We start from the raw sequence: 26,224 nt of genomic DNA on the forward strand, positions 1-26,224 counted from the left end.
CCAACTGGTCGGCACACCCCTTCAAGGTGTCAGCGGGTTTTTAGGATTCTGGAATAACAGGTGCGATTCCGGTGCGCTCGTATTCGCAGAGGATGTCGATGCGACGCTGGTGGCGTTCTTCTTTGCTCCACTCTTGGTCGAGGAAGGCATCGACAATTGCTAGTGCTTCTTCTTCGGAGTGCATGCGGCCGCCGAGGCCGATCAGCTGTGCGTTGTTGTGTTCGCGTGCGAGGCGGGCAGTTTCAACCGACCATGCGAGTGCGCAGCGAGCGCCTTTGACCTTGTTAGCGGCAATTTGCTCGCCGTTGCCGGATCCGCCGAGAACGATGCCCAATGAGCCTGGGTCGTTTACTACGCGGCTTGCTGCTTCGATGCAGTAGGCGGGGTAATCGTCGAGAGCATCGTATGTGTGAGCTCCGCAGTCGATCACCTCGTGGCCTTTGGCTTTGAGGTGGTCGGCAATAATGTTTTTCATATCGAACCCTGCGTGGTCCGCTCCTAGGTATACGCGCATATCTGGAAGTGTAGTCGATAGCGGTTGAGTTTTAGTCGAACTGGGGGCTTTCGGTTCGGGTGCGTTTGATCTCGAAGAAGTGTGGATAGGCCGCCAGCTGGAAGGATGCGTCGAAAAGCATTCCTGCTTCTTCGCCACGCGGGATTCGGGTGAGTACGGGGCCGAAAAATGCGGTGTCGCCGAGTTTGACTACGGGGGTTCCAACGTCGTTTCCTACTGCGTCCATGGCGGTGGCGTGGAATGCGGCGAGGGCGTTATCCCAGGTGTCGGTGTTGGCGACTGCTGCGTAGGAGGCGGGCAGGCCGACGTCTTCGAGTGCGTCGACGATGATGGCGTCGTAGGCTGCGTAGCCTTGTTTGCCGCCTTCGCCTTGGTTATGGATGCGGGTGCCCATGGCGGTGTAGAGGGCGTCGACACGATCGGGTTGTTCGGTGGCTACGGCTGCGAATACGCGGGCTGGCCCCCAGTTGGCTTTCATTTTGTCTTTGTAGTCTTGCGGGAGTTCGTCGCGGCCGTCGTTAAGCACGGATAGGCTCATGGGCACCCAAGTGACGGATATGTCGCGGACTTTTTCTACTTCTTTGATCCATCGTGATGTGATCCAGCAAAATGGGCAGGATACATCGAACCAGAACGTCACGTTGTTAGCCATGCGTATCTCCTTCGTGCTCGTGGGTTTCTTTTCTTATCAACGCTTTGACCCCCAGGGGTTTATTCCCCGCGGTATCGTGGAGAGCCGTAACCTGCGAATATTTTTATTTCCAAGGAGTTGTATGTCTTCGATTAATCTCACGCAGTTGGAAGCTGAGCATCGCGCACATGTGCTGAGCGTAGGCCATTATGATGTTGCACTGGATCTCACTGCTGATGAGCGCACTTTTCCTTCCACGACCACGGTGTCGTTTGAGGTGCTCAATGCTGGTAGTACCTTCATTGATCTTCGTGCGGAGTCGGTTGCGCGTGTGGAGTTGGATGGCCGCGATATTACGGATAGCGCGGTGCCGTTGCAGGATGGGCGTTACGACGAATCCCGCGGTATCGCCCTCGACAATCTCACGGTGGGCGCGCATACGCTGATTATCGACGCTACTTGTGTGTATTCTCACACCGGCCAAGGTGTGCACCGCTTTGTCGATCCTGCTGATGGTGAGGTTTATCTGTACACCCAGTTCGAGACAGCCGATGCCAAGCGAATGTTTGCCTGCTTTGACCAGCCGGATCTTAAGGCAACCTATGGTTTTAAGATCGTAGCGCCGAAGGCTTGGAAGGTGATTACGAATGCTTATTCCGAGATCACCGTTGATGGCGATGCGGCAACACATGTGTCCTCGGTGGATTACAAGCTTTCAACCTATCTGATTGCCTTGTGTGCTGGCCCTTATCACGAGGTGACCGATACGTGGCACGGTGAGCTTAAGCATCATCTTGAAACTCCTGCGGATCAGCCTCATGAGTTGGAGATTCCGATGGCTATTTATTGCCGCGGGTCTTTGGCTGAGCATTTGGATGCGGAGACGCTGTTTACTGAGACGAAGCAGGGCTTTGATTTTTATCATGCCAATTTTGGTGTGGCTTATCCGTTTGGCAAGTATGACCAGATTTTTGTGCCGGAATTTAATATGGGCGCGATGGAAAATGCTGGTGCGGTGACGTTCCGCGATGAGTATGTGTTTTCTTCGAAGGTGACTCGTTATCGCTATGAGCGTCGTTGCGATACGGTTCTTCATGAGATGGCTCACATGTGGTTTGGTGACCTTGTGACCATGAAGTGGTGGGGTGATTTGTGGCTCAACGAGTCCTTTGCCACGTGGTCTGCAGCGTTGTCGCAGGCGGAAGCCACACAGTATTCCACCGCATGGGTGACTTTTGCCAACGTGGAGAAGTCCTGGGCATATCAGCAGGATCAGTTGCCTTCTACGCACCCGATTACCACCGATGCCAGCGATATTGAGATCGTGGAGCAGAACTTCGACGGTATTACTTATGCCAAGGGTTCTTCGGTACTTAAGCAGCTGCAGGCTTATGTTGGCCGTGAGGCATTTTTGGCTGGTGTGCGTATGCACTTTGCCAACCATGCGTTTGGCAATGCCACCTTTGATGATTTGTTGGGTGCTTTTGAAAAGGCGTCAGGTCGCGATTTGTCGCAGTGGGCCCAGCAGTGGTTGAAGACTACGGGTGTGAACAAGCTAAGCCCGCGTTTTGAGGTCAACGAGGGCACCTATTCCAGCTTTGCGGTGGCTCAAGAGGGCGCGGCCCCCGGCGCGGGCGAGGTGCGCACGCATCGCATTGCTGTGGGCTTATATTCGCTTATCGACGGCTCCGCGACGCGTACCCATCGCGTGGAGCTTGATGTTGATTCTGACCTGACTGAGGTACCGGAGCTGGTGGGGGTTCCTGCAGCTGATCTGGTGATTGTTAATGATGATGATCTGACTTATTGCTTGATGCAGTTGGATCCTGCGTCGTTGGCTTTTGTTGTGGAAAACATTGACAAGATTGTGGATCCGATGGCGCGGACGTTGTGCTGGTCGGCGGCATGGGAGATGACGCGTGACGGTTCGATGCGTGCGCGTGATTTTGTGCGGTTGGTCGCTCGTGGTGCGCAGGCGGAAACAGAGATTGCGGTGCTGGAGCGTGTACTCATGCAGGCGTCGCGGGCGTTGTCGTCTTATGTGGATCCGCAGTGGGCTGAGCAGGAAGGTTCTGCGTTGTTGGCAGATGCCATGCTGCAGGCTGCCCGTGAGCTGGAGCCCGGTTCGGATGCGCAGTTGGCGTTTGTGCAGGCGCTGGCCAAGGTGAAGCTGACTGATGAGGCCGCGGCAGAGTTTGCGCTTATTGCTCAGGGCTCTACGTCCCTACCTGGTGTTGTGGTGGATTCGGATCTGCGCTGGTGGGCTATGACTGCCCTTATTGCCCGTGGTGATGTTCCTGCAGCTGAGGTTGAGCAGCGCATTGCGCAGTTGTTGGCGTTGGATAAGTCTTCTGCAGGCGACTTGGCGGCGCTTCGTGCATATGCAGCACAGCCTAGCCAGGACGTAAAGGCTAAGATTTTCGCGCAGATCACTGATCCTGCAAATACGTTGTCTAACTTGTATCTGCGCCACAAGTTGGAGGGCTTGCAGTTTGCGGGTTCGGCTCCATATTTGGAGCAGTTCTCTGAGTCTGTGTTTGAGCTTGTCGAGCCGCTGTGGAAGGCGTTGTCCTCGGAGGTTGCTGCTGTTACTGTGACGGGCATCTATCCGTCGTGGGATGTCTCGGCAGAATCTGTTGAACGCGCGCACGCGTTCTTGGATGCGCATCCAGATCTGCCCGGTGCAGCACGCCGCATTATTAGCGAGGGTGCTGCAGGCCAAGAGCGTGCGGTTCGACTACGCGCTATCGACGCAGCTTAATGCGTGTTGGACATCGGCGGGGTGGTCGCAGTGGCGGTCCATGCGTCCTCCCAGCGTTTTGATTCCGCGGGCGGTGAGGTAGGCGTCGAAAGCTGAGGGGATGGCGCCTGCCCCGCCTTGACAGCGGGTGTATTCGAATCCACCGCGAAGTTCTTTGAGGCGTAAATCGGAGTGAGCAGACATGGGGCCTCCTTGATGGCTTTCGTCGTGGGCGTAGATATGAGTGAACACACTAGACCAAGCTGTCCATTTTTATCGCAGGTTGCTCAACTTACCTGACCACACACGTCCATAAACCGCACAGTAGCAATGCCCTAATTACCTGCATTTTTACCCGTGGTTACCCCCGCGTGTTGGTGTTCTACGATACGGTGGAAACCGATGAATAATTTTGGTTTCTCAGGGGGTGGGCCGCTTCAGGTTCTCGCCCAAAATAAGTTGTCAGATGAGACGGAGTCTGCGATCAACTCCACTGAGTCGTGGCTGCATAGCCCGATGGCTCAGGATTGGTTGATTGAACGCCCCATCAGAATTGCTTTGACGCTCGTTGTGGCCATCGTGTTGAACTGGGCGCTGCGCAAGGCGATTACCAAGGCTGCCGACGCCAACATTCGCAAACCTCGGTTGGCGATCTCCAACCCGATTATCAAGCGCAAGCGCAACAACGCCGCGAGTGAGGCTCTCACTGCCACTCAGGAGCAGCGTCGACAAGCCCGTATTCGTACCCTCGCCGCCGTGGGCCGCAGCGCTGTGTCGATTTTTGTGTGGGTCTGGGCTGCGCTTGGCACTCTCAAGCTGATCGGCGTGGATGTTACCCCCCTGATCGCTTCTGCCGGAGTTGTTGGTGTGGCGTTGGGCTTTGGCGCACAATCGCTGGTCAAGGACTTTCTTTCTGGTGTGTTCATGCTCATTGAGGATCAATACGGTGTGGGCGACACCATCGACGTGGGTGATGTCGTAGGCACGGTCGAAGACGTATCCCTTCGCCTGACCACCTTGCGTGATATCAACGGCACCCAGTGGTTCGTGCGCAACGGCGAGATCCTGCGCGTGGGCAATTTCAGCCAAGAATATGCGGTAGCGATCATCAACGTGCCCATCGCCTTGGACGAGAAGGCCTCCGATGCGATTGCTTTGATTGAGAAGTCCGTGGCCGATGAAGCACAGCTACAAGAAGTAGCCGATGTACTTCTCGACGACCCCGTGGTCGACGGCGTGAACTCCGTGGGACTTGACCACATGGTTATCCGGACACGTGTGACTACCTTGCCGGATCAACAATGGTTTATTGAGCGTAAGATGCGCGCCCGTATTCTTACCGATCTGCAGCGCAACGGCATTGACACCCCCTACCCCGAAGGCATTGGCGCTTATCGCCGCCTCGACGACGAAGAATAGGATAAGCCACCATGAACACCCCTGCGTCTTTTTATGAGTCTGTTGGTGGCGAAGAAACCTTCCACCTCATCGTGCACCGTTTTTACGAACGCATGCGTAACGACGACCTCATCGGCCCCATGTACCCCGACGATGATTGGGAAGGCGCCGAAGATCGCCTCCGCTGGTTCCTCGCCCAATACTGGGGTGGGCCACAGACATTTTCTGAAAACCGCGGACATCCACGTCTACGCATGCGCCACGCACACTTCCCCATTGGTATGAACGAGGCTCAGCGCTGGCTCGACATCATGTCCGACACCTTGGACAGTATCGACGAGGCAACCCTTCCCCCAGCCCACCGCGCCGCCATGTGGGATCACATGCAGCGCGTGGCGCAGATGCTTATCAACCAAGCCCCCTAAGTTGGAAAGAGCAATCCGATCCCCTCGCTGCGATACACACTGCCAAAGGGGGCATCGATGCGGGTCCATCGCCTGGATTGGGAAACCCGAAGGTGGCGTGGGATACGTTCCGGTGCGTTCATTCCGGGGATAAATCCCAACGAGGTACACGCAAAGATCATGCGCATAGGAATGTCCACCGAGATGTTATTTCCTGTGACAGTCAGCACCGTTTGATTGAGTAAGCTCACCGGCGGGCCAAGGCTGCTGCTGAACTGTTTTGCCAGTGCTTGGCCTTGGTCGGCGAGTTGGCGAGCTACGGCCACGGGGATTTCGTCGACAAGCTCAAAGCCTTCAGCTGGGGGCAGTGCACCTGGCCAGCCCGCTGGCACAGCAGGACCACTGCCTGTGGCGAGGAGATCAGCGCTGCGCAGCACGGCACCGTCGCTACTGGAGGTTCCCAACACTCGGCGAGAAGCAATCACATCAAAGGGTGTGGTCACAAAAACGTTGACGGCCTCCCCTACTTGCTGCAGGCGCGCGTAGGAGGAGGCGTCGAGCCCCACTGCGCGTTGCAGCAGGGATGTTAAACCGGACTGTCCTGACTGAACTGTCAGGGATACCGAGGAATTACTCATAGCACAAAGCTACTGCTCGGACTCCTGTTGTGTCGAGGCCGCAAACTGTGTGAGTACTTGGAGCTCGTGGGCGGCAATGGCACGTGGCCGTGTGGTCAACATGTCCACGGCTACCTGAACAGCGATAACGGTGGCGCATACGTGGCCTTCGCCGTCTTTAAGGTGCTGGCGGGTGGTAAAGGATGTGTTGCCGATATGCACAACTTCGGTTTCTACCACTACCTGCGAGGTGCTCGGCATGATGGGGCGAAGATAGTCCACTTCGATGTGACGGACAAAGACGGCGGGAATCTGGTGTCCCTTGACAGCAAAGTTGTCATTTGCCCACACAGTGCGAGCCTCTTGGGCGAGGTCCACATAGGCGGAGTTTGTCACGTGACCAAAGCGGTCAAAATCCGTCCAGCGAACAGGGACGGTAGCGGTGTGAACTTGGTGGGAAGATTCAGTGCTCATTGAAATTTGCCGTGTACTTTCTACAATCCTAAAAGTCGTTTAGTCCACAATAGTATCTAGACCAGCGTGTTACCTAAAACACAAAAGCCACCTCGGAAAAACGCCGAGGTGGCTTGGTGCGTCACGCTAGCGGGTGAGCTTGCGGTGTGTCACGCGCGATGGGCGTGCCGCATCGGCACCGAGGCGCTCGACCTTGTTCTTTTCATAATCCTCGAAGTTGCCCTCGAACCAGAACCACTGGCCTTCTGCAACGTTGCCTTCCCACGCGAGGATGTGGGTACAGGTGCGGTCCAAGAACCAACGGTCGTGGGAGATGACCACGGCACAACCAGGGAACTTCTGCAACGCGTTTTCCAAGGAACCCAAGGTTTCCACGTCAAGGTCGTTGGTTGGCTCGTCAAGCAGGATCAAGTTGCCGCCCTGCTTCAAGGTCAGCGCAAGGTTCAGGCGGTTGCGTTCACCACCGGAGAGAACCTTAGAAGGCTTTTGCTGATCTGGGCCTTTGAAGCCGAAAGCAGACAGGTATGCACGCGATGGCATTTCGTTTTGACCAACGTGGATGTAATCCAAGCCATCGGAAACAACTTCCCACACGGTCTTTTCGGGGTCGATGTTCTCACGGTTCTGGTCAACGTAGCTCAGCTTCACCGTCTGGCCAACCTTAACCTCGCCACCGTCTGGCTGCTCCAAGCCAACGATGGTCTTAAACAGCGTGGATTTACCCACACCGTTCGGGCCGATCACACCAACAATGCCGTTGCGTGGCAGGGTGAAGGAAAGATCCTTGATCAATACGCGACCATCAAAGCCCTTATCAAGGTGCTCTACCTCAACAACTTGGTTACCCAAGCGTGGTGGCGTTGGGATCTGGATTTCTTCGAAGTCGAGCTTCTTGTACTGCTCGGCCTCGGCAGCCATCTCCTCATAGCGCTGCAGACGAGCCTTGTTCTTAGCCTGGCGAGCCTTGGCGCCGGAACGAACCCATGCGAGTTCTTCCTTCAGGCGCTTTTGCAACTTCTGGTCCTTCTTGCCAGCAACTTCCAAACGAGCAGCCTTTGTTTCCAAGTAGGTGGAGTAGTTGCCCTCGTATGGGTAGAGCTTGCCGCGGTCGACCTCACAGATCCAGCCAGCAACGTGATCGAGGAAGTAACGGTCGTGGGTAACGGCCAAGACGGCACCCTTGTAGTCAGCGAGGTGCTTTTCCAACCACTGCACGGATTCCGCATCGAGGTGGTTGGTGGGCTCGTCGAGAAGCAAAAGGTCAGGCTCGGAAAGGAGCAGCTTTGCTAGTGCCACGCGGCGGCGCTCACCACCGGAAAGGTGGGTTACTGGTTCGTCGGATGGTGGGCAGCGCAGAGCTTCCAAAGCCTGGTCAATCTTGGAGTCGATTTCCCATGCGTCGGCGTGGTCGAGCTCTTCTTGGAGCCTGCCCATTTCTTCCATGAGCTCGTCGGTGTAGTTGGTCGCCATTTCCTCGGCGATCTGCTCGAAGCGCTGCTTCTTTTCAAAGATGCCGCCCAAGCCTTCTTCCACGTTGCCGCGAACAGTCTTTTCCTCATTGAGCGGTGGCTCCTGGAGCAGGATACCCACGGTGGCACCTGGGTCTAGGAAGGCCTCGCCGTTAGATGGCTGGTCGAGGCCTGCCATGATCTTTAGGATCGACGACTTACCCGCGCCGTTGGGGCCCACGACACCAATCTTGGCACCTGGATAAAAAGCCATGGTCACATTGTCAAGGATCAGCTTCTCGCCGATAGCCTTGCGCACGTTTTTCATCGTGTAGATGAATTCGCCCACAGTGATGTTCCCCTTAATGTTTCTTGTAGATGTGAAGTCACGTCAAAGGGTACATCACTGTAGCAACATTTGCGCCCCGAACAACCCGCGCGCCCCCTTAGAACGGTGCTACCGCCTCCTCGCTGGAGGTTTCGTCGTCAAAGCTAGGCTCGGCTCCCGCCACTGGCGCATGCAACCCTGGCGCCTCGTGGACGTCGTTTTCCACGCTCTTGCGTGACGACGCACAATACCGCGACAACTCCAACCCCACAGAGTTGGCCTTAAACACAATCTTTGACCGCGATGCCCCCGAATCCTTATCCACCCACGACTGCGTGATCAAATACCCCGTGCAGATCACCGGCCGCCCTTTACACAGCGTGGTTTTCACATTAGCGGCAAGCTGCCCCCAACATTCCACGTCAATATACAGCGAGTCGGCATCGACCCATTTGTCCTCTGGGCGGCTTTCAGAATCAGCGGTCTGGTTGGTGCGCAAAATGCGCCTACTTGCAGCGATCCGAAACGACGCCACCATGCTGGTCCCCGCCTTGCGCAGCGAGGGTTCCCCGGTGAGGTTGCCCACGATGGTGCTTTGAATATGCATGATATTCCCCCTTGTTATTTATGCCGACTAGGCGTGTCCTAACAGTCGGTCTGCGCTCATCGTGCGCCCCTACTCCTACAAGCCGCCACCGCCTGACCCCAGAAACACCAAAATCTGTGGATAACTTCCCCTCCCCCTTGCCTGTTACGGGAGTTATCCACAGATTCTCAGTACCGGTTCTGCCTAAAATTCGCGATTGTGGTAATCAGACACCGCGTCTTGACGCCCAGAATTCATCCGCGCAAGCATCTCGTTATAGGCATCAAAATCATCATCCTCGTGGTTTTCCACGCGCTGCTCAATCTCGGCTTCTTCTTTCCTATCTTCTTGCAGCCACTGAATAAACAAGGTGCCAAACACCACGATCAGCGGGAAGGAACCCGAGGCCCACGCGATTCCGCCACCAACATTTTGATCGTGCATAAGATCCACTGCCCACGGCAGGTCGAGCTGCGAGTAGAAGTCCTCCGCCAAGATCTGCGAGAGCTGCATAAGGTACACACCAAAATACAGGTGGAAGGGCATGGAGAAAATCAGCCACGACAACCTCTTGATCACCGAGTTGTATACCGGCTTGGGGTCTCCGCCGATCATCTCCCAGTAATAGATGTATCCAGAAAGTAAGAACACAAAGTTCATGGACAAATGCCCTGCGTGCTCAGACACCATCACGTTGTACCAAGGAGTCACATACAGCAGGTAGAAGATCGTAATGAACTGGATCGTGTTCAGCGCTGGGTGCATGAGGATACGCAACGTGGTGGAGTTGAGGAACACTTCCAGCCACTCGCGCGCGCCGGGGCGTTGCGACGTCCCCTGCGGTAGTGCAGCTAATGCGAGTTCGAAGGGGTTACCGAGCACCAAGAACACTGGGATGACCATGGACAGCACCATGTGAGTGACCATGTGCATGGAGAACATGGCTGGCATGTAGAGGCCTACACCGGAGCTCATGCTCAGTGCTAGTCCTACCGAGCCGAGGAGGAACCAGAAGGTGCGCATGGGTTTCCATGATTCGCCGCGGGCTTTGAGGGTGCGCACGCCCATGATGTAGGCGACGGTCATGAGGATGCCGATGGTTGTGAACATGATGTCGAAACGCCAGGTGGTCCACACGTTCCATACGGTGGGCGCTTTGGTCAGGGTGTAGCCCATCTCCAGCGCCATGGGGGTCAGATCAATAACACGTGGCGGCGGTGGCGGGGTGCGTCCCAGCGAAATAGCCACACCGATAATCGCCGCCATGACCACGAGCTCTGCGATGGCGAGTCTGATAAATGGTGCGCCGCTAGCACTTCGTTCTAGTTCCTTGATGGTGATGCTGCGGTGTGCGAATCCAAACAGGGCGAGCACAATAGTAAGTACTGCTTTGACCACAATCATCCGGCCGTATCCAGACGTCAGCAGATCTTCTAGACGCACGCGTATAGCGGCGTTGATCAGGCCTGATAGGGTCATAGCAATAATTGCCCACAGTGCTACGTGAGAATAGCGCCGGACAGCAGTGGCGAGGTCTACGCCTAGACGACGCCCGTGTGCGATCAGTCCCATGAGCCCGCCGACCCACAGCAACATAAATAGGAGGTGCCACAGAAGCGAGTTGGTGCCGTAGTCGTGGTCGCCACCTGCAGCGGAGTGCCCCTCCAAGCCAAGGGGCACGATGGCTGCTATTGCTCCGATAAACCACACGGGTTGGCTCTTCCACCGCTGCGAGCGCAACGAGGCTGTGCCCACTACAGCAGAGATGATCGCGGTGCACAGCCATGCCAGCGCTGCTGGCACTTTTTCGATAGCGTTAGGCCAGTTAACGGGCTGGACTGCTAGGGAAAACGGCTGGCCGGAGACGTCGGAAAGTACGAGCGGAATCATCACGATGGCGATGGCTGCGAATGAGAGCAGCGACATGGAACCGGTGCGGGCGGCGATGTGTCCGTCGACGGTGAGGGTAGCGTCGATAAGCTTCGGTGCCGGACGCGGCGAGATGAAAAACGTCGACGCCATAAAGGATCCCGTGGCAAGAGCTATGAGCATCCATCCCCCGGCGCGCAAGAATGGCAGGCCTGCGGTTGTAATGGGGCCTGGGTCGGGAATGCCGAGTGCTGCGAGTGATTCGCTGAGGAATCCCCACGAGATGAGGGCACCGACCATACCCGCGACCACGAAAAACATCACGTAGAGCGGCCAAGTGCTTCGAACTTGACGCGATACCGGTTCTGACATAACTCCCAAGCCTATATCTTGAACACTGTTTACCCCTAGTAGAGGCGCGAATGCAACTTATCGCCCTATGAGTTATCTCATGCTGGATATACGTACCTAAGTGACTGGAATTACTACATGCATAAAATTATTGCTTTAGTCTCTAAAGGTATGCGCGGTAAGTGGTTATCACATTTACTGTAGTTGTCATCTCTCATCCCTGGACCTGTACACAAGGAACACCGACATGAGCAATCCTGTACCAACCCTCACCCCTCCACCACCAGGCGTGGACTACATCGAGTCCTCCAAGGTGCCCCTCCCCGTGGGCGTAGACGACAAGCGACCAATGTCGCTCAAAGCACGCATCACCTTCATCATCATCGCCTTGTTCGCCGCCGCCGGCTGGGGCATGATCGCCTTTGCCCGAGGCGAAACAATCAACGCCGTCTGGATCGTCTTCGCAGCAGTGGGCTCTTACTTCATCGCCTACTCCTTCTGGGGTCGCCTCATTGAATACAAGGTGGTCAAGCCTCGCGACGACCGCGCCACCCCCGCCGAATACATCAACGACGGCCAAGACTTCGTTCCCACCGACCGCCGCGTGCTGTTCGGACACCACTTCGCCGCCATCGCCGGCGCCGGCCCCCTCGTCGGCCCAGTTATGGCAGCTCAGATGGGCTATCTCCCTGGCACCCTGTGGATCGTGCTCGGCGTGATCTTCGCTGGCGCTGTGCAGGACTACCTCGTGCTGTGGGTATCAACTCGCCGCCGCGGCCGCTCACTCGGCCAGATGATTCGCGACGAAATGGGCACCGTAGGTGGTGCCGCCGGTATCCTCGCCGTGATTACCATCATGGTGATTATCATCGCCGTGCTGGCACTCGTTGTGGTCAACGCGTTGGCCGATTCCCCATGGGGCGTGTTCTCCATCTCCATGACCATCCCGATCGCCATCTTCATGGGCCTATACATGCGCTACCTGCGCCCAGGCCGCGTTACTGAAGTCTCCGTTATCGGCGTTGTTCTCCTGCTGCTGGCCATCATCTCCGGTGGTTGGGTAGCCTCCACCGACTGGGGCGTGGAATGGTTCACATGGTCCAAGCTCACCTTGGCGTGGGTCTTGATCGGCTACGGTATCGTCGCCGCCATCTTGCCTGTGTGGCTGCTGCTTGCGCCTCGCGATTACCTATCTACCTTTATGAAGGTCGGCGTGATTGGCCTGCTGGCCATCGCCATCGTGGTGGATCACCCAGACGTTCACATGCCCGCTGTGACCACCTTCGCCCACACCGGCGACGGCCCAGTGTTCGCAGGTAACCTCTTCCCATTCCTGTTCATTACCATCGCCTGTGGTGCACTTTCCGGCTTCCACGCGTTGATCTCCGCGGGTACCACCCCGAAGCTGATTGAGAAGGAATCCCAAATGCGCATGATCGGCTACGGCTCCATGCTGATGGAATCCTTCGTGGCCATCATGGCTTTGATCACCGCCGTGGTGATCGACCGCCACATGTACTTCGTGATGAACTCCCCCGCTACCCTAACCGCACTGGATCCACAGCAGGCTGCCGACTTTGTTAACAGCCTTGGCCTGCCCGGTTCTGGCATTACTGCCGACGCTCTCACGCAGGCCGCAGAAGCAGTGGGCGAACACACCATCATTTCCCGTACCGGTGGCGCGCCTACCCTGGCGTTCGGTATGTCGCAGATCCTGACCGACATCATCGGCCACCCCGGCATGCAGTCCTTCTGGTACCACTTTGCCATCATGTTCGAGGCACTCTTCATCCTCACCACCGTGGACGCTGGTACCCGCGTGGCCCGCTTCATGATGACCGACACCTTGGCAAACGTCCCAGGGCTTAAGAAGTTCGCCGACCCAAGCTGGACCTTCGGCCACTGGATCTCCACCATCTTGGTCTGTGCTCTCTGGGGTTCCATCCTCATCATGGGTGTGACCGATCCACTAGGCGGCATTAACGTCTTGTTCCCGCTGTTCGGTATTGCTAACCAGCTGCTCGCAGCTATTGCACTCTCGCTCGTGCTGGTCGTCGTAGTCAAGAAGGGCCTGTACAAGTGGGCCTGGATCCCAGGTGTTCCACTGGTATGGGACGTGATCGTCACCATGACCGCCTCGTGGCAGAAGATCTTCTCCGACAATCCGAAGATCGGCTACTGGGCACAGCACAACCGTTACAAGGATGCGCTCGCTGAGGGCAAGACCACCTTCGGTACCGCTAAGTCCACCGAGGCTATGGAGGCTGTTGTTCGTAACACGGCTGTTCAGGGATTCTTGTCCGTACTGTTCGCCGGCCTTGTCATCGTGGTTCTTATCGCTGCTGCTCGCGCCTGTATCACCGCGATCTTGCAACGCAGCCGTGGAATCGACGTACCATCGTCGGAGGAACCATTCCACGAGTCCGCATTCTTTGCCCCATCGTCGCTGGGTGCCACGGATGCTGAGAAGGTACTTGTTGCCGCATGGAACGAGTACGAGCCACCGTCATCGCACGGACATCATCACCACTAAGTAATAAAGGTTGGGCCACTATGAACGCATTAGCCACAATCGCACGATGGATTACTGCCCCTGTGAGGTATTGGGGTGAGGTCCTTGGCGAAAAAGACTACGAAAAATATGTAGCCCACCTCAAGCGCCATCACCCTGGCTGCCCGATCCCCACCGAACGTGAATACTGGCACAAACGGTGGGCGGATCAGGAAACCAATCCTGGATCGCGCTGCTGCTAACAAAAACGACCCACATTGTGGGTCGTTTTTCTTATTCCACGTCTTTAAGCTTGTGCGACGTTGCAGCTCCTGCAAGCCCGATGGCCGCTAGGAACAGTAGTGCTGGTTGTGGACCCCAGTGTGCGATAGCACCGGAGATCACGCCGACGATAAGCAAAATCACGCCCATGAGCGTGTTGGCCGCGCCGACGTAGCGGGTGCGTTGATCACCTTCGGCCATATCCACGATGTAGGTTTTGCGCGCCACACGGATTCCGGTGTGAACCACATTGACTACGAAGAAGCTCAGCGGGAACAGCCACACGTTGAGTGCGCTGGGCGCCCACCAAGAGCACGCTACGATCACCAGAACCACGATGGAACTTGCTAGCGCACCGTAGCTCATTACTGCTCGTGAGGAGTAGTCGGACCATACGCCGGAGATTCGCCCGCCTACCAGCGCCGATAGCCCTGATGCCAGCATGAATACGCCGAGCCCGCCGAGTGAGGCTCCTTCTTGGTTGCTCAGCACCACGATGAAGGAAGTAGACAGGGCGCTGACGAGTAAGAAAGCACGCACGATCACGAATAGGCGGAAGTCTTTGTCGTCCACGAATAGCTGCCAAGTGTCACTCCACCAGTTTGTGGATTGGGTGTGCGTTTGTTCCTCTGGCTCGGTTATCGTGTGAAACACCAGCGCTGCTACGAGCCATGCGAGCGCTGCAAGCACGATGAGTCCCACGATCACGGTTTGGGTGATATGCTCGCGCAGCAGCCACAGTGCGGCTCCCACGATCAAGGAGGCGGCACCGCCGAGCGCGGTCGCTTTGCCGGTTACCAGGCCACGCGAGCCTTTGGGCACCACGCGACCTTGCACATCTTTCGAGGCTATCGACGTCAGCGAGCGCGCCAGCGACAGTCCCGCTAGCAGCACGATCACCGCCACGGCTAACGACGTCCCCTGTAGCAGTGCCGCAGCTATCGCCAGTCCTGCCGCTGCCGCTGCCTGCCCCACCGCCCCCATGACCCAGATGGTTTTGCGCTGTGGTTTGCCCACTACCCAAGGTGTGAGTGCTGCTTGGGGCAGCATTGAGCCGGCTTCTCGCACTGGAACCAACAGTGCAATGAAAAATCCCGACGCGCCTGCTGCGTGTAGCAGCCACGGCAGCACCGTTTTGGCGGCGACGATCTGGTCGCCAATGTTTTGCAGCCCATTGGACCAGATGAATTTTCGGGCATTCAGTTGTTGGTTAGCCATAAGTCTTTATCCTAGGACTGTGGCGGGGGCGGGTGCTTTTAGGCAATCGTTTTCGCCTCCTCGAATCCAAGACTACGCAAACCCAAGGAACACCCTTGTGCCTGTCACACATCGTTCTTGGGTTTTCGGTGTCATGAGTTCGAGGAGACGAGCAGCGCTCCCCTTCCCCGAATGCAAAACCGGCGCCCTGTACAACAGAACACCGGTTAACGCCCTAATTTTTAGGGCTAGAGTGCCCCCAGCAGGATTCGAACCCGCGACCAATCGGGTAGAAGCCGACTGCTCTAATCCACTGAGCTATGGAGGCATTGCTGTGGGTATCTTACTACGGTGTTGGGAGTAGTGAAAACTCGCGGTATCTGCGCCAGATATATCACAGTATTAATTAGTGCATTGGGGCACAGTGTTCGCTACTTTGGGTGCTATGTCTAATTCTTCTTCTCGTTCTGTCCTTGTCACTCGTTCAGAGTCCGGTGAGATTTCTACTCAGCTGGTTGCGGCAGACGCTTCGCATGTTAATGACGGCGACGTGCTAATTGATGTCGCGTTCTCGTCGTTGAATTTCAAGGACGGCATGGCTTTGGAGGGCAACCGTGGTGTTGCGCGCACGTTCCCGCTGGTTCCAGGCATTGATGCCGTGGGCGTTGTGGTGGAGTCGGCTTCGGATCGTTTTGCTGTGGGCGACAAGGTTGTTGCTAATGGTGAGGGCCTAGGCGAGTTCCGCCATGGTGGTTATACCGCTCAGCAGCGGTTGCATTCGGAGGCTACGGTTGCGTTGCCGGCTGCGTTTTCGATGCGTCAGGCTGCCGCGATTGGTACGGCCGGCTACACGGCTGCGCTGTGCGTGAATGCGCTGATTAAACATGGCGTGAAGCCGGAGGATGGTCCGATTTTGGTGACGGGTGCTACAGGTGGCGTGGGTTCTATTGCGGTGCATTTGTTGGCGCAGCGCGGGTATTCGATTGTGGCGTCGACAGGCCGTGTGGAAGAGCATGGTAACTATTTGCGGGCGCTGGGCGCTGGTGAGGTGATTGATCGTGCCACGTTGAGCGAGAAGTCGAAGCCGCTGCAGAAGGCTGTGTATGCGGGCGTGGTGGATTGTGTTGGTTCGCATACGTTGGTTAATGCGTGTGCGCAGACGATGTGGGGTGGCATTGTTACTGCGTGTGGCCTTGCGCAGGGTCCGGATCTTCCAGGCACGGTGTTGCCGTTTATTTTGCGTGGTGTGTCCTTGGTGGGCGTGGATTCGGTGAATGCACCGTTGGCATTACGCGAGGAGGCTTGGGCGCTGTTGGCAGAGACTATCGACGTCTCCGTGTTGGAGTCGCTTACAACAACGGTGGGTCTTGATGGTGTGATTGAGGCGGGTGCGCAGTTGTTGCGCAATGAGCGCCATGGTCGCACTGTGGTGGTTGTTAACCCAGACGCTGAGTAAGTCCGTAGGATGTGGGAGAGTTCTATCTTTCCTACATCCTCGACTTTTTCGGAGGCATCATGGCTCTTCCTTCTCCATCTGTTCATGCGTTTGCTGTTGTTACGGGCGCTAGTCAAGGTATTGGACGTGCGATGGCTCGGGATTTGGCGCGGATGGGCCATAATGTGTTGTTGGTTGCTCGGCGCGAGGATGTGCTGCGCGAGTTGGCGGATCAGTTGATGGCTGACCACAGCGTGGTGGCTGAGGTGTACCCGTGTGATTTGGCTGATGCTGATGATTTGCGTGGTCTTGTTGCGGAGTTGCAGGGCCGTGAGGTCAACATCATTGTTAATTCCGCCGGTATTGCTAGTTTTGGCCCGTTTATGGATCAGGATTGGCAGTATGAGTCGAAGCAGTTTGATTTGAATGCTCGGGCGGTTTTTGAACTCACTCATGCGGTGTTGCCGGGGATGGTGGCGCGGAAGTCGGGGGCGATTTGTAATGTAGGCTCGGCTGCGGGCAATGTGCCGATTCCGAATAATGCGACGTATGTGTTAACTAAGGCGGGGGTGAATGCGTTTACGGAGGCGTTGCATTATGAACTGCGGAAGTCGGGGGTGACGTGTACGTTGTTGGCGCCGGGGCCGGTGCGTGAGGCTGTGATTCCGGATGCGGAGAAGTCGATTGTGGATCGCGTTGTGCCGGATTTCTTGTGGACGACCTATGAGTCTTGTTCGAGGGAAACGTTGGAGGCGATGGCGTCGAATAGGCGTCGTGTGGTGCCAGGGCCTCTGTCGAAGATGATGAATGTGGTGTCGTTGGTGGCACCTACGGCCGTGTTGGCGCCTGTGATGGGGTGGTTCTACGCCAAGATGGCGTAGAGGGGTAGCGTTATCGACATGGTAGAAACTGTTCACCCGAAAAATGATCGTTTAGTGTGGATTGACCTTGAGATGACTGGCCTTGAGTTGGATCGCCATGTCATTGTGGAGGCTGCTGCGCTTATTACGGATGCGGATCTCAACATAATCGGCGAGGGCGTGGATCTGGTGGTTCATGCTACGCCTGAGCAGTTGGCCGAGATGGATGACTTTGTGACCACGATGCATACGTCGTCTGGCCTGTTGGAGGAGATTAAGGCTTCGACTGTTTCTTTGCGGGAGGCAGAGGATGCGGTGTTGGCGTTGATTGCGCAGCATTGCGATCCGGAGCATCCGGCGCCGTTGGCGGGTAATTCGATTGCGACGGATCGTTCGTTTATTCGTGCTCAGATGCCGCGGTTGGACAAGGCGTTGCATTACCGCATGGTGGATGTGTCTTCGTTGAAGGAGTTGTCGCGCCGTTGGGCGCCGCGTGTGTATTTTAATCAGCCTGATAAGGGGATGGCGCATCGCGCGTTGGCGGATATTGTGGAGTCGATTCGTGAGTTGGATTATTACCGTCGCGCGTGGCTTATTAGCGATCCAACTGCTGAAGATGCAGAGGCCGCTAAGGCCGATGCAACAGCCTCTTACCAGCAGTTTTTGCAATAATCGGTTTGTGGGTTAATATTGTCACCGTTGCTTAAGCAAGCAGCAAATGGTGGCTGTAGTTCAGCTGGTAGAGCACCAGGTTGTGATCCTGGGTGTCGCGGGTTCGAGCCCCGTCAGCCACCCCGATTGAAAACCCTCGAGTATTTATGGCTCGGGGGTTTTCGCTATACTGCCCCAATGATCAATGCCAAGGTTCATGTTGCCGTTCCGACCGCGTTTTATGCGGATGAGTCGTTGAATATTTCTGCCACGTTGGCCCATGCGCAGTATTTGCTGGATCACCAGATTGAGTCGGTGATGTTGTGTGGTTCGACGGGTGAGCAACATAGCCTTGATCTTGATGAGAAGATTGCGCTTGCCCGCGCGGTGGATCGCGCTGAGTGGCCACAGGGTGCGGAGATCATTTTTGGTGTTTCGGCGATTCGACAAAGTCACGCGGTGCGCTTAGCGCAGGTGGTGGCGCAGTGCGAGCGTATCGACGCCATCTTGGTGGGGTTCCCACCGTATATTCGTCCGACTCAGGACCAGGCGCGTCGTTTTGTTACTGCGATTACTCAGACGGCTGGTAAACCTGCGATTATTTACAACAATCCGGCGCGCACGGGTTTTGATGCTAGCGCTAGTACGTTGGCGCAATTGTGCATGCTGCCGGATGTGATCGGTGTGAAGGATCCTGGTGGTGCGCCGAAGTTGGCGGAGGTTTCTCGTGAGATTGCGCCGTTTCGGGCGCGGTATTACGCCGGTGGCGAGTTGGATCTGCATGCGAAGGTGGCGCATGGCTATACGTATTTGTCGTCTATCGTGGGCAATATTGCACCGGAGGAGACAGTGGCGTGGTTTAATGCGCTGCGCCACGGTGAAGAGTATGAGAGCAGTTCTCGGTTGCAGGAGCTTATCGACCAGCTCTTTGCCCACCACCCTATTCAGTTCTTGAAAGAAAAAATATCGGCCCAAGAGGGTATCAACATGGGGTCATGTCGTCTTCCTCTTGGACCAATTGCGGATTAATTAACCGTTGGCGTTGCCGGCCTTCCACGTTGCCCAGTCGATGTTCCAGTCTCCGAGGCCGTCGTAGCCGTTCAGGGTGCCACCGATGGTGTTTTGTACGCGGACGATGTCGCCTCGTTTGACGTAGTTCTGGAACCACGCGGCGTTGTCGGTGCTCACGTTGATGCAGCCGTGGGAGGTGTTGCTGCTCCCCTGCGCCCACACGGACCAAGGTGCTGCGTGGACGTAGATGCCGGAGTAGGACATTTGCGTGGCAAATTTCACCTCTGTGCGGTAGCCACCGTCGTTGTGGGCTAGGCCGTAGGTTTCGGAGTCCATGATTAGCGAGGGGTTTTTGTCGCCGATGGTGTAAATACCGTTTGGCGTTGGCCACTTGTTGGCGCCCATGGAGACGGGCATGGAGTTGACCTGTTGGCCGTTTTTGTAGATCACCATGGTCTTGGTGGCATCATCGGCTACAGCCTCAACGCGGTCGCCGATGGCGAAGGTGGCGGAGTTGTCATTGTCGCCGTAGATTCCATTGCCCAAGTCTTTGCCGTAGAGGTCAGCTTTGACAGTGACTTGGGTGCCAGGCTCCCAGAAGTGTTCGGGGCGCCAGCGAACCTCGTAGGGGCTGATCCAGAAGAATGCGCCTTCTACAGCCGGCTCGGTGGTGATTTTGACGGCGTCTTCAACAGCCTTGCGGTCGTTGACCACGTAGTCGAAGCGCAGCGCGATGACTTGGGCTACGCCCACGGTGGCGCCGTCGAGAGGCGCAAGCGACGCGAAGGCTTGGCCGTCGGGGACCACGGTGGTGAACTCCGTGGTGGTTTTCTCCCCGTTACGGTCGGTGGCCACCACGGTATAGCTACGCGAGTAGCCAAGAGGTTCGGCGGTGCGCCAGGAACGGGCGTCGGCCGCCATCTCCCCTTCGACGACCTTGCCGTTCTCGTTGGTCATGGTGACATCAGATAGACCCTCGCCGAGGGACTTCACCACCACGGGGTCCGCAGGGTTTACCTTGGACGCCCCATCCGACACACTCACAACGGGTGCCGGTTTCTTTTCTACAGTCGTCGAGGCCGCTTGTTCTTTTTCTGGGCTTGCCAAATCAATCGTGCATCCCGTTACCCCGAGCGCGAGGCCCGCCACTAGGGCGACCACCCGCACATAACAGCGCTTGCTCACCACTGTCCCTCTTCTCTTATTACTAAGCCGTTCGACCGCGCATAACCCGCGAAGACAACAGGTTTCCATCCTATGCTCTAGAGCCATTGCCACCTAGGTCACCTGACGCTTTGTTGCTACATCGTTATCGAACAAACCCACCCCGAGCGTTACCGACCACCCCTTTATACAAACAACAACAAACAAACCCCCAAAAATATGCCCCTGAGCAGGCGATTTTACATATTTCTTGCACCGCGTTATATTTATCTCCGTTGCCAACGCAGCCCAGAGGGACTGCAAAGCAAAGAAGCGCCATTAGCTCAATTGGCAGAGCAACTGACTCTTAATCAGTGGGTTCGGGGTTCAAGTCCCTGATGGCGCACAGAAAACCCCAGCTAGAACGGAACACCACTTCCACTAGCTGGGGTTATTTTGCATCTTACAGCATCCAGCACGCTCGGCCACAATCCTAGACCACTGCCCCGCTTCTTTTCGACACGCACCGCCACCATTCCACGCTAGGACTTTAAGGCCCTTTATGCTTGCCTTGATATCGCCCCCACCTCGCATTAGACACTCACTGCCGTAGTTCATGCCACACCACCCCATGGAGCCAGCTTTCACCGGATTTGGTATGGAAAGTCGATGCCACGAGGGTGTTACGGGGTAACGACAGGACACACCCCCGTCTTAGGTACCCACGGCCAGCACTTCACACCAAATCACCCCAAACAGCCGGTTTTCACCAGATTTGGTGTGAAGTCACGGCCAAAATTACCCCACCTACCCCCGCTCCAGATAGTCACTGGGCAGCACCTTGAATTCTATAAAGGGTTGCGCAATACCCATCTCAAGGATCGGATTGTGCTTGAGGCGCTCCAACTCCCCAGAGCACCTGCGCACCCAGTGTCGGCCTTTCGCATCCGTGAATGCAACCTCTACTCCTGGCCGCCTACACATTCCTCCCCAACCGCTTCCGATATTGACCACATGAGTTCCAGGCGGAAGCACATGACAGGCGTTTTTATTATGGGACGTCTTCACATCTTCGCCTTTTGTAGGCCCACTCCCAGCTTGGATCACTAGCGATACCACAATGTTGTAGATAGGCACATGCGAGCCATTTTGTATTTTTGCGTAGGTTTCTTGCTTATGTTCTCCGATGACCCATGCAGAAATTAAAGCCGCATGCGCTATCCGCTGTTCTTTTCTACGCGCACGATCACTGAGCGCTAATTGAATTAGTGCCGCCACTAGCGTGCCGACGGTTCCCAGCGAACCCACCCATGTAGCCAAGTCACCACTCATGTTTTCCCTTAAAATCGGTCGTTTTCCTTCCGAAGAAGCACTCCATACGTCACCAACTCCCAAAAGTAAGCCATTTCACATTATTAGTTCGTTGCCATTGACACATCCAAAACTCATTACCACCAAGCAACACACACCATCACCAATACTTAAAACTGATTAAGCACTGTTAAGCACTATGTTTGGAAAAATACGATAACCCCCCACCCGCATTTCATTCACACACAGAGAAAACCGCGCAAACCATTGCAGTAAAAACGCTTACTCAATGTATAAATACATGTAAACATATCAATGGGTGCCATTTTATAGGTCCCAAGCGAAGCTAATAGCGGAAACTCTTTTTAATATCTAATTTAAAGTTAAACTTGCCCAATCAAAAGCATAGTTAGTTGCACCTAACTCGTGTATCTGTCGTATCTACCTAACCTACAGAGGACACAACGAAGCTCTCCCCGAAGACAACAACCAAGCGCACCGCAGCCCTGCTTTGCGCATTTGCGACGGCCACCTCCTTTCGTCACAGTTACACCGGCATCCCGCGCAGATGAAGTAACCATGTGCAAAGACGTATCTCCTGCTGAAGTGCTCAATTTGAGCTAATCTCTGTTAAGCCTTCTTGGCCTGCAAATAAACGCCCAACAAAAACAACACTCTTACTTACAACCTCAATTTCACTAATCTCGCTTATATAGGAGCAAGTGATGTTGCGACGCTAAACGCAAATATCGAGGTAACATCTGAGGTTGATTCCATAATTGGCAAAAGGCAACTAGCAGCTGTTCCGTTTGTTGCAGAGAAGGCCACGGCTGTTTACGAGCACACGCTTTCCAAGTTCGAAATTGAAAGAAACTTCGTAGACAATCGTTTCTCTTTTGATTTCACAACAGAATTGCCTCATCATACTCTGCGCAAGAGTTACAAAGAAACTGCGATCACCTTAGATTCCTCCGATTTGAATCGGGTTGCGTCCTTTAGTGTGGTGTATCTGTTACCCGCGGTAAGCCTCGTGCCGGTGCATAACAAGGCGACCATCGCGGGTACTTTTCGAATCAACTCTTACCTATCTTCGAAAAGGAAGTAACCCGCGATGGCCACTGACCCTCATCATATCGACCCGACCGCGTATCTGGAAGAATTTCTCACTCAGGCCTCCCCTGACTTGATGCGGCAGATGCTTAGTGATTTCATCAACCACATTCTCTCCACCCAAGCTGACAGTGTGTGCGGCGCCGATTACGCCACCGTTTCTGCATCCCCGCACCAACACCCGCAACGAGCGCGCGCTTACCACCGTAATAGCGACGCGTTACCTTAAGGGCGTATCCACGAGGAGGATGAACGACTTGGTGGCCACCCTAGGTATTAGCAACCTGTCCAAATCGCAGGTATCTGACATGGCCAAAGAACTCGACATGATGGTCGCCGACTTTCGCACCAGACCACTCGATTCTGGACCGTACTACTACCTGTCATGTGACGCATTGACCATGAAAGTCCGCGAGGGCGGACGCGTGGTTACAACCAGCGTGCTTATCGCTACCGGCGTCAACAACGACGGCTACCGCGAACTACTAGGAATGCAGGTCGCCACATCAGAATCCGTGGAATCATGGACCGGGTTCTTCCAAGACCTCAAAACCCGCGGACTCGGCGAGGTTTAATTGTTCTAACTAGGAGCTGCGGCGTGTTTCTTGTCATCAATTGCTTTTGCAGGAGTAGTGATAAATTTATCTTCTTTTCCACCAAGAACTTGACACGCTTCTTGAAGCCTATGCGTTGCTAGAGTGGGCCACATGAATGCACTTCTTATTATCGATATCCACGCCAACTCCCCTGCCCCCGAGGCCACCGAGATCACCCACGCCATCGCCCTACATCTCGGCCAGCACCGCGGCGACTACTCCCACGTCATCGTAGCTCTTCAAGGCACTATCGCCGATGAGCTAGCCGGTACTACCTTTGGCAATCAATTCATTAAAGACCCCGCCACCCAGGCCTTATCCGCTTTTGAGCGCACAGATGCCACCGGCACCAAACTCGGCGACTGGCTCCGTGCCAACAACATAGATCGCCTCGACGTTGTAGGCCTTGGCACCGAACTCGGCATTCGCTCCAGCGTGTTAGACGCACTCGCCCAAGGATTTGATGTGCACGTGCACAAAAAACTCTGCGCTGCCGTATCACACGACAACGCCCGCGCTGCCTATAACGAAATGGACATGTGCGGGGCGTTATTCGAATAAGAGCTAGGTGCGTGAATCGAGCACTACGTCGAACTCCAGCAGCTCAGCGTCGGTTGCTATCGGCTTGCTGTGGGAGTTGCCACCATGAACCTGACGGGCATCCCCATCACGCCACGCGGCATAGGATTCCTCATCAGCCCACTGGGTAACCACAAAATAGCGGCTCTCACCAGCGGTAGGACGCAGCAGCTGGAAGCCCTCAAAACCTGGGGCAGAATCCACAGCATGCTTACGTCCCATAAACCGCTCCTCTAGCTGCGGGCCATGGCCTTCCGGAACCGTAATCGCATTGATTTTGATAATGCTCATACAACGCCGCCTTTAGCGCTGAGCCAGCAGGCGCTGGATTTCCTTGAGGTCCTTGTTCTTCTTACGGCCACGCATGACGCCGATAACAACCAAGCCCACCACAGCAGCACCGATACCAATAAGGATCTTTTGTACCTCTGGCTCCTGCACTTTTGCGGTTGCCTGCTTCTTGGCGTCGTCGACAAAGTTTTGTGGCTTGGAGCGGTCCGCGATCTCGTCTAGGGTGCTCGCTAGCTGACGACGAGTACGTTCGATGTCGCGCTGAATGTCGTTAATATCGCGTGCCACGGTAAAACTCCTTGAGGTTTTGTTGAATAGTCCCCCTACACTTTAGCCCCAAATCATTCTTTCGTGTCGAGCCGGTATCCTCGAAACCATGACTGAGAACATTCGTCTTGCCGTCGGCGACACCGCGCCAAGTTTTTCTTTACCCAACGATACAGGCACCACCACCAGCCTGAGCGACTACTCCGGTCAGCGCGTACTGGTCTACTTCTACCCACGCGCCAACACCCCAGGCTGCACCAAGGAAGCCTGCGACTTCCGCGACAGCCTCGCCCAGCTCAACGACCTCGGAATCGCCGTGGTAGGTATCTCCCCCGACAAGGTAGATAAGCTCGCCGCCTTCCGCGACGACTACGATCTCACCTTCCCGCTGCTCTCCGATGCCACCAAGGAAGTCATGACCGCCTACGGTGCTTTTGGTGAGAAGAAAAACTACGGCAAAATTGTTCAAGGAGTCATCCGCTCTACCTTTGTGATCGGTGCCGACGGTCGCATAGAACTCGCCCTCTACAATGTGCGTGCTACCGGACACGTGGCCCGCGTGGTTAAAGAACTGACCAAGTAAATGTCTACGCCGGATTCCGCCAACCAGATCCTCCTGCCGCGCAGGCGGCCAGCACAGCAGCGCAGTCGCGAAAAATTCGACCGAATCCTCGCCGCTGCCCGCGCTGTCCTTGTTGACGTCGGCTTTGAGTCATTCACCTTCGACGAAGTAGCCAAACGCGCCGAAGTACCCATCGGAACCATCTACCAGTACTTTGCCAACAAGTACGTGATGATCTGCGAACTCGACCGCCACGACACCGCCGCCTCTATCGCGGAAATCCAGCGTTTCTCCCAACAAGTCCCAGCCCTGCAATGGCCGGACTTCCTCAACGAGTTCATCGACCACCTCTCGGTGATGTGGCGCGCGGATCCGTCGAGACGCAGCGTATGGCACGCGATCCAATCCACCCCAGCGACCCGCGCCACCGCTGCCGCCACCGAACAACCCATGCTCGACATCATCGGCGATGTCATGCGCCCCCTAGCGCCACGCACCACCCCAGAACAACGCCTCGAAATCGCAAGCCTGCTGGTGCACACCGTATCCTCGCTACTCAACTACGCTGTGCACGACCCGACTTCCAGCGACGAGGTATTCGAATCCCGCGTAGCCGAAATCAAACGGATGATCGTGGCCTACCTCTTCGCCGTCGCCACCGCTTAGCCCAGCACGCACTGCGCCATGGCGTAATTTCCGTCATGGCTGATACTCACCTGCGCGCACTCAATTCCGCAAGCACGCGCTACCTCCCCACGCGGCACCACCAGCACCCGCCCCCACGCGTCCGGCTGCACCTCGATCTCAGCCCAATCGACGTGCTCCAACACCGGCGGCTTGCCATACAGCGACTGCGACCACGCCTTAACAAACGCCTCCTTAGCAGCCCACCGCCCCGCCAAATGCTCGGCACGCCGCCGCCCCTGATAGCGTGCCGCAACACGTAACTCTTGGGCCGAAAACACCCGGTCAAACTGCGTACCAGGCTGATCTAATTGCTGCGCAAAAGAGGGAATGCACACGATGTCGGTTCCAATAACAATCATGCACATTCCCTTTTCTCGCTTTTATGATCCAG

Annotated in this window: 25 protein-coding genes, 3 tRNA genes and 2 pseudogenes; 15 read left to right on the plus strand and 15 right to left on the minus strand. The window is 55.8% G+C overall.

Going from position 1 to position 26,224, the window contains the following annotated elements:
- Window positions 1-40: 40 nt before the first annotated feature.
- On the minus strand, window positions 41-514 hold the full coding sequence (locus tag AT687_RS08725; protein ID WP_003852484.1) for a ribose-5-phosphate isomerase: 474 nt from the start codon (window positions 512-514) through the stop codon (window positions 41-43).
- 31 nt (window positions 515-545) lie between these two features.
- A complete protein-coding gene (locus AT687_RS08730; RefSeq protein WP_014319262.1) occupies window positions 546-1,166 on the minus strand; it encodes a mycothiol-dependent nitroreductase Rv2466c family protein in 621 nt (206 codons plus the stop codon).
- Window positions 1,167-1,287: 121 nt separating this feature from the next.
- Here AT687_RS08730 and pepN point away from each other — a divergent pair, with 121 nt between their 5' ends.
- Entirely contained in the window at window positions 1,288-3,906 is a 2,619-nt protein-coding gene (gene pepN / locus AT687_RS08735) for an aminopeptidase N (RefSeq protein WP_014319263.1), read from the plus strand.
- On the opposite strand, the pseudogene AT687_RS13125 reads toward pepN, so the two are convergent.
- A pseudogene (locus AT687_RS13125) lies at window positions 3,904-4,026 on the minus strand (PLP-dependent transferase); the annotation flags it as partial. The gene pepN and the pseudogene AT687_RS13125 sit on opposite strands and share 3 nt — an antisense overlap.
- 261 nt (window positions 4,027-4,287) lie before the next feature.
- On the opposite strand from AT687_RS13125, the gene AT687_RS08745 reads away from it, so the two are divergent.
- Complete coding sequence (locus tag AT687_RS08745; protein ID WP_003852488.1) at window positions 4,288-5,304, plus strand: mechanosensitive ion channel family protein; 1,017 nt, start codon at window positions 4,288-4,290, stop codon at window positions 5,302-5,304.
- 11 nt (window positions 5,305-5,315) lie between these two features.
- Window positions 5,316-5,708, plus strand: a complete 393-nt coding sequence (locus AT687_RS08750) for a globin (protein WP_010935343.1) — start codon at window positions 5,316-5,318, stop codon at window positions 5,706-5,708.
- Here the strand turns inward: AT687_RS08750 and AT687_RS08755 are convergent.
- The 5 genes from AT687_RS08755 to AT687_RS08775 form a co-directional block, all read right to left on the minus strand.
- Window positions 5,705-6,325: a DUF8185 domain-containing protein gene (locus tag AT687_RS08755; RefSeq protein ID WP_014318080.1), complete on the minus strand. Its 621-nt coding sequence runs from the start codon at window positions 6,323-6,325 to the stop codon at window positions 5,705-5,707. The genes AT687_RS08750 and AT687_RS08755 overlap by 4 nt on opposite strands.
- A 9-nt stretch (window positions 6,326-6,334) precedes the next feature.
- Window positions 6,335-6,778, minus strand: a complete 444-nt coding sequence (locus AT687_RS08760) for an acyl-CoA thioesterase (RefSeq protein ID WP_010935345.1) — start codon at window positions 6,776-6,778, stop codon at window positions 6,335-6,337.
- A gap of 126 nt (window positions 6,779-6,904) precedes the next feature.
- On the minus strand, window positions 6,905-8,575 hold the full coding sequence (gene ettA, locus AT687_RS08765) for an energy-dependent translational throttle protein EttA (RefSeq protein ID WP_014319264.1): 1,671 nt from the start codon (window positions 8,573-8,575) through the stop codon (window positions 6,905-6,907).
- A 97-nt stretch (window positions 8,576-8,672) separates the two neighbouring features.
- A complete protein-coding gene (locus AT687_RS08770; RefSeq protein ID WP_010935347.1) occupies window positions 8,673-9,161 on the minus strand; it encodes a single-stranded DNA-binding protein in 489 nt (162 codons plus the stop codon).
- A gap of 183 nt (window positions 9,162-9,344) precedes the next feature.
- Window positions 9,345-11,381: a bifunctional copper resistance protein CopD/cytochrome c oxidase assembly protein gene (locus AT687_RS08775; RefSeq protein ID WP_010935348.1), complete on the minus strand. Its 2,037-nt coding sequence runs from the start codon at window positions 11,379-11,381 to the stop codon at window positions 9,345-9,347.
- 226 nt (window positions 11,382-11,607) lie between these two features.
- Between AT687_RS08775 and AT687_RS08780 the strand changes: the two genes are divergently transcribed.
- Entirely contained in the window at window positions 11,608-13,893 is a 2,286-nt protein-coding gene (locus AT687_RS08780) for a carbon starvation CstA family protein (protein ID WP_014308617.1), read from the plus strand.
- A gap of 20 nt (window positions 13,894-13,913) precedes the next feature.
- Entirely contained in the window at window positions 13,914-14,114 is a 201-nt protein-coding gene (locus AT687_RS08785; RefSeq protein WP_003852501.1) for a YbdD/YjiX family protein, read from the plus strand.
- A gap of 31 nt (window positions 14,115-14,145) precedes the next feature.
- On the opposite strand, the gene AT687_RS08790 is transcribed toward AT687_RS08785, so the two are convergent.
- Both AT687_RS08790 and AT687_RS08795 read right to left on the minus strand, forming a co-directional pair.
- Window positions 14,146-15,351, minus strand: a complete 1,206-nt coding sequence (locus AT687_RS08790; RefSeq protein WP_014319265.1) for an MFS transporter — start codon at window positions 15,349-15,351, stop codon at window positions 14,146-14,148.
- Between the two features lie 233 nt (window positions 15,352-15,584).
- Window positions 15,585-15,658, minus strand: a tRNA-Arg gene (locus tag AT687_RS08795).
- Between the two features lie 96 nt (window positions 15,659-15,754).
- Here AT687_RS08795 and AT687_RS08800 point away from each other — a divergent pair.
- The 5 genes from AT687_RS08800 to AT687_RS08820 all read left to right on the plus strand — a co-directional run bounded on the left by AT687_RS08800 (window position 15,755) and on the right by AT687_RS08820 (window position 19,305).
- Window positions 15,755-16,786, plus strand: coding sequence for an MDR family oxidoreductase (locus AT687_RS08800; protein ID WP_014309480.1), 1,032 nt, complete (start codon window positions 15,755-15,757; stop codon window positions 16,784-16,786).
- 59 nt (window positions 16,787-16,845) lie between these two features.
- On the plus strand, window positions 16,846-17,646 hold the full coding sequence (cmrA, locus tag AT687_RS08805; protein ID WP_014309481.1) for a mycolate reductase: 801 nt from the start codon (window positions 16,846-16,848) through the stop codon (window positions 17,644-17,646).
- A gap of 18 nt (window positions 17,647-17,664) precedes the next feature.
- Window positions 17,665-18,297 (plus strand): oligoribonuclease, encoded by a 633-nt coding sequence (gene orn / locus AT687_RS08810; RefSeq protein ID WP_014319266.1) that lies wholly within the window; start codon window positions 17,665-17,667, stop codon window positions 18,295-18,297.
- A gap of 49 nt (window positions 18,298-18,346) precedes the next feature.
- Window positions 18,347-18,419 (plus strand) — tRNA-His (locus AT687_RS08815).
- Between the two features lie 55 nt (window positions 18,420-18,474).
- Window positions 18,475-19,305 (plus strand): dihydrodipicolinate synthase family protein, encoded by an 831-nt coding sequence (locus AT687_RS08820; protein ID WP_003852529.1) that lies wholly within the window; start codon window positions 18,475-18,477, stop codon window positions 19,303-19,305.
- On the opposite strand, the gene AT687_RS08825 is transcribed toward AT687_RS08820, so the two are convergent.
- Entirely contained in the window at window positions 19,306-20,559 is a 1,254-nt protein-coding gene (locus AT687_RS08825; protein WP_014319267.1) for a L,D-transpeptidase, read from the minus strand.
- A gap of 204 nt (window positions 20,560-20,763) precedes the next feature.
- Between AT687_RS08825 and AT687_RS08830 the strand changes: the two genes are divergently transcribed.
- A tRNA-Lys gene (locus tag AT687_RS08830) sits at window positions 20,764-20,836 on the plus strand.
- A gap of 401 nt (window positions 20,837-21,237) precedes the next feature.
- Here the strand turns inward: AT687_RS08830 and AT687_RS08835 are convergent.
- Window positions 21,238-21,762: a hypothetical protein gene (locus AT687_RS08835; RefSeq protein ID WP_021335152.1), complete on the minus strand. Its 525-nt coding sequence runs from the start codon at window positions 21,760-21,762 to the stop codon at window positions 21,238-21,240.
- A gap of 1,090 nt (window positions 21,763-22,852) precedes the next feature.
- On the opposite strand from AT687_RS08835, the pseudogene AT687_RS08840 reads away from it, so the two are divergent.
- Both AT687_RS08840 and AT687_RS08845 read left to right on the plus strand, forming a co-directional pair.
- A pseudogene (locus tag AT687_RS08840) lies at window positions 22,853-23,423 on the plus strand (transposase); the annotation flags it as partial.
- A gap of 135 nt (window positions 23,424-23,558) precedes the next feature.
- Window positions 23,559-24,008 (plus strand): cysteine hydrolase family protein, encoded by a 450-nt coding sequence (locus AT687_RS08845; protein WP_014302249.1) that lies wholly within the window; start codon window positions 23,559-23,561, stop codon window positions 24,006-24,008.
- A gap of 3 nt (window positions 24,009-24,011) precedes the next feature.
- Here the strand turns inward: AT687_RS08845 and AT687_RS08850 are convergent, their stop codons facing one another.
- Window positions 24,012-24,317: an antibiotic biosynthesis monooxygenase family protein gene (locus tag AT687_RS08850; protein ID WP_010935368.1), complete on the minus strand. Its 306-nt coding sequence runs from the start codon at window positions 24,315-24,317 to the stop codon at window positions 24,012-24,014.
- Window positions 24,318-24,329: 12 nt separating this feature from the next.
- A complete protein-coding gene (locus tag AT687_RS08855; RefSeq protein WP_003852591.1) occupies window positions 24,330-24,605 on the minus strand; it encodes a DUF3618 domain-containing protein in 276 nt (91 codons plus the stop codon).
- 88 nt (window positions 24,606-24,693) lie between these two features.
- Here AT687_RS08855 and bcp point away from each other — a divergent pair, with 88 nt between their 5' ends.
- Together bcp and AT687_RS08865 are read left to right on the plus strand one after the other, a co-directional pair.
- Complete coding sequence (bcp, locus tag AT687_RS08860) at window positions 24,694-25,167, plus strand: thioredoxin-dependent thiol peroxidase (protein ID WP_010935369.1); 474 nt, start codon at window positions 24,694-24,696, stop codon at window positions 25,165-25,167.
- A complete protein-coding gene (locus tag AT687_RS08865; protein ID WP_003852595.1) occupies window positions 25,168-25,812 on the plus strand; it encodes a TetR/AcrR family transcriptional regulator in 645 nt (214 codons plus the stop codon).
- Here the strand turns inward: AT687_RS08865 and acpS are convergent.
- Window positions 25,809-26,192 carry a holo-ACP synthase AcpS gene (gene acpS, locus AT687_RS08870; RefSeq protein ID WP_003852597.1) on the minus strand — a complete coding sequence of 128 codons (384 nt, stop codon included), beginning with the start codon at window positions 26,190-26,192 and terminating at the stop codon, window positions 25,809-25,811. The two genes, AT687_RS08865 and acpS, sit on opposite strands and share 4 nt — an antisense overlap.
- Between the last annotated feature and the right edge of the window lie 32 nt (window positions 26,193-26,224).

Origin of the sequence: Corynebacterium diphtheriae, assembly GCF_001457455.1 — a bacterium.
Taxonomy (GTDB): domain Bacteria; phylum Actinomycetota; class Actinomycetes; order Mycobacteriales; family Mycobacteriaceae; genus Corynebacterium; species Corynebacterium diphtheriae.

What these genes read in the sequence shown, in the direction of transcription:
- AT687_RS08785 (WP_003852501.1), top strand. Translation starts at nt 13,914, where the DNA reads ATGAACGCATTAGCCACAATCGCACGATGGATTACTGCCCCTGTGAGG.
- pepN (WP_014319263.1), top strand. Translation starts at nt 1,288, where the DNA reads ATGTCTTCGATTAATCTCACGCAGTTGGAAGCTGAGCATCGCGCACAT.
- orn (WP_014319266.1), top strand. Translation starts at nt 17,665, where the DNA reads ATGGTAGAAACTGTTCACCCGAAAAATGATCGTTTAGTGTGGATTGAC.
- AT687_RS08760 (WP_010935345.1), bottom strand. Translation starts at nt 6,778, where the DNA reads ATGAGCACTGAATCTTCCCACCAAGTTCACACCGCTACCGTCCCTGTT.
- AT687_RS08775 (WP_010935348.1), bottom strand. Translation starts at nt 11,381, where the DNA reads ATGTCAGAACCGGTATCGCGTCAAGTTCGAAGCACTTGGCCGCTCTAC.
- bcp (WP_010935369.1), top strand. Translation starts at nt 24,694, where the DNA reads ATGACTGAGAACATTCGTCTTGCCGTCGGCGACACCGCGCCAAGTTTT.
- AT687_RS08745 (WP_003852488.1), top strand. Translation starts at nt 4,288, where the DNA reads ATGAATAATTTTGGTTTCTCAGGGGGTGGGCCGCTTCAGGTTCTCGCC.
- AT687_RS08865 (WP_003852595.1), top strand. Translation starts at nt 25,168, where the DNA reads ATGTCTACGCCGGATTCCGCCAACCAGATCCTCCTGCCGCGCAGGCGG.
- AT687_RS08725 (WP_003852484.1), bottom strand. Translation starts at nt 514, where the DNA reads ATGCGCGTATACCTAGGAGCGGACCACGCAGGGTTCGATATGAAAAAC.
- AT687_RS08825 (WP_014319267.1), bottom strand. Translation starts at nt 20,559, where the DNA reads ATGGCTCTAGAGCATAGGATGGAAACCTGTTGTCTTCGCGGGTTATGC.
- AT687_RS08750 (WP_010935343.1), top strand. Translation starts at nt 5,316, where the DNA reads ATGAACACCCCTGCGTCTTTTTATGAGTCTGTTGGTGGCGAAGAAACC.
- acpS (WP_003852597.1), bottom strand. Translation starts at nt 26,192, where the DNA reads ATGATTGTTATTGGAACCGACATCGTGTGCATTCCCTCTTTTGCGCAG.
- AT687_RS08780 (WP_014308617.1), top strand. Translation starts at nt 11,608, where the DNA reads ATGAGCAATCCTGTACCAACCCTCACCCCTCCACCACCAGGCGTGGAC.
- AT687_RS08845 (WP_014302249.1), top strand. Translation starts at nt 23,559, where the DNA reads ATGAATGCACTTCTTATTATCGATATCCACGCCAACTCCCCTGCCCCC.
- AT687_RS08835 (WP_021335152.1), bottom strand. Translation starts at nt 21,762, where the DNA reads ATGAGTGGTGACTTGGCTACATGGGTGGGTTCGCTGGGAACCGTCGGC.
- cmrA (WP_014309481.1), top strand. Translation starts at nt 16,846, where the DNA reads ATGGCTCTTCCTTCTCCATCTGTTCATGCGTTTGCTGTTGTTACGGGC.
- AT687_RS08770 (WP_010935347.1), bottom strand. Translation starts at nt 9,161, where the DNA reads ATGCATATTCAAAGCACCATCGTGGGCAACCTCACCGGGGAACCCTCG.
- AT687_RS08730 (WP_014319262.1), bottom strand. Translation starts at nt 1,166, where the DNA reads ATGGCTAACAACGTGACGTTCTGGTTCGATGTATCCTGCCCATTTTGC.
- AT687_RS08755 (WP_014318080.1), bottom strand. Translation starts at nt 6,325, where the DNA reads ATGAGTAATTCCTCGGTATCCCTGACAGTTCAGTCAGGACAGTCCGGT.
- AT687_RS08820 (WP_003852529.1), top strand. Translation starts at nt 18,475, where the DNA reads ATGATCAATGCCAAGGTTCATGTTGCCGTTCCGACCGCGTTTTATGCG.
- AT687_RS08850 (WP_010935368.1), bottom strand. Translation starts at nt 24,317, where the DNA reads ATGAGCATTATCAAAATCAATGCGATTACGGTTCCGGAAGGCCATGGC.
- AT687_RS08790 (WP_014319265.1), bottom strand. Translation starts at nt 15,351, where the DNA reads ATGGCTAACCAACAACTGAATGCCCGAAAATTCATCTGGTCCAATGGG.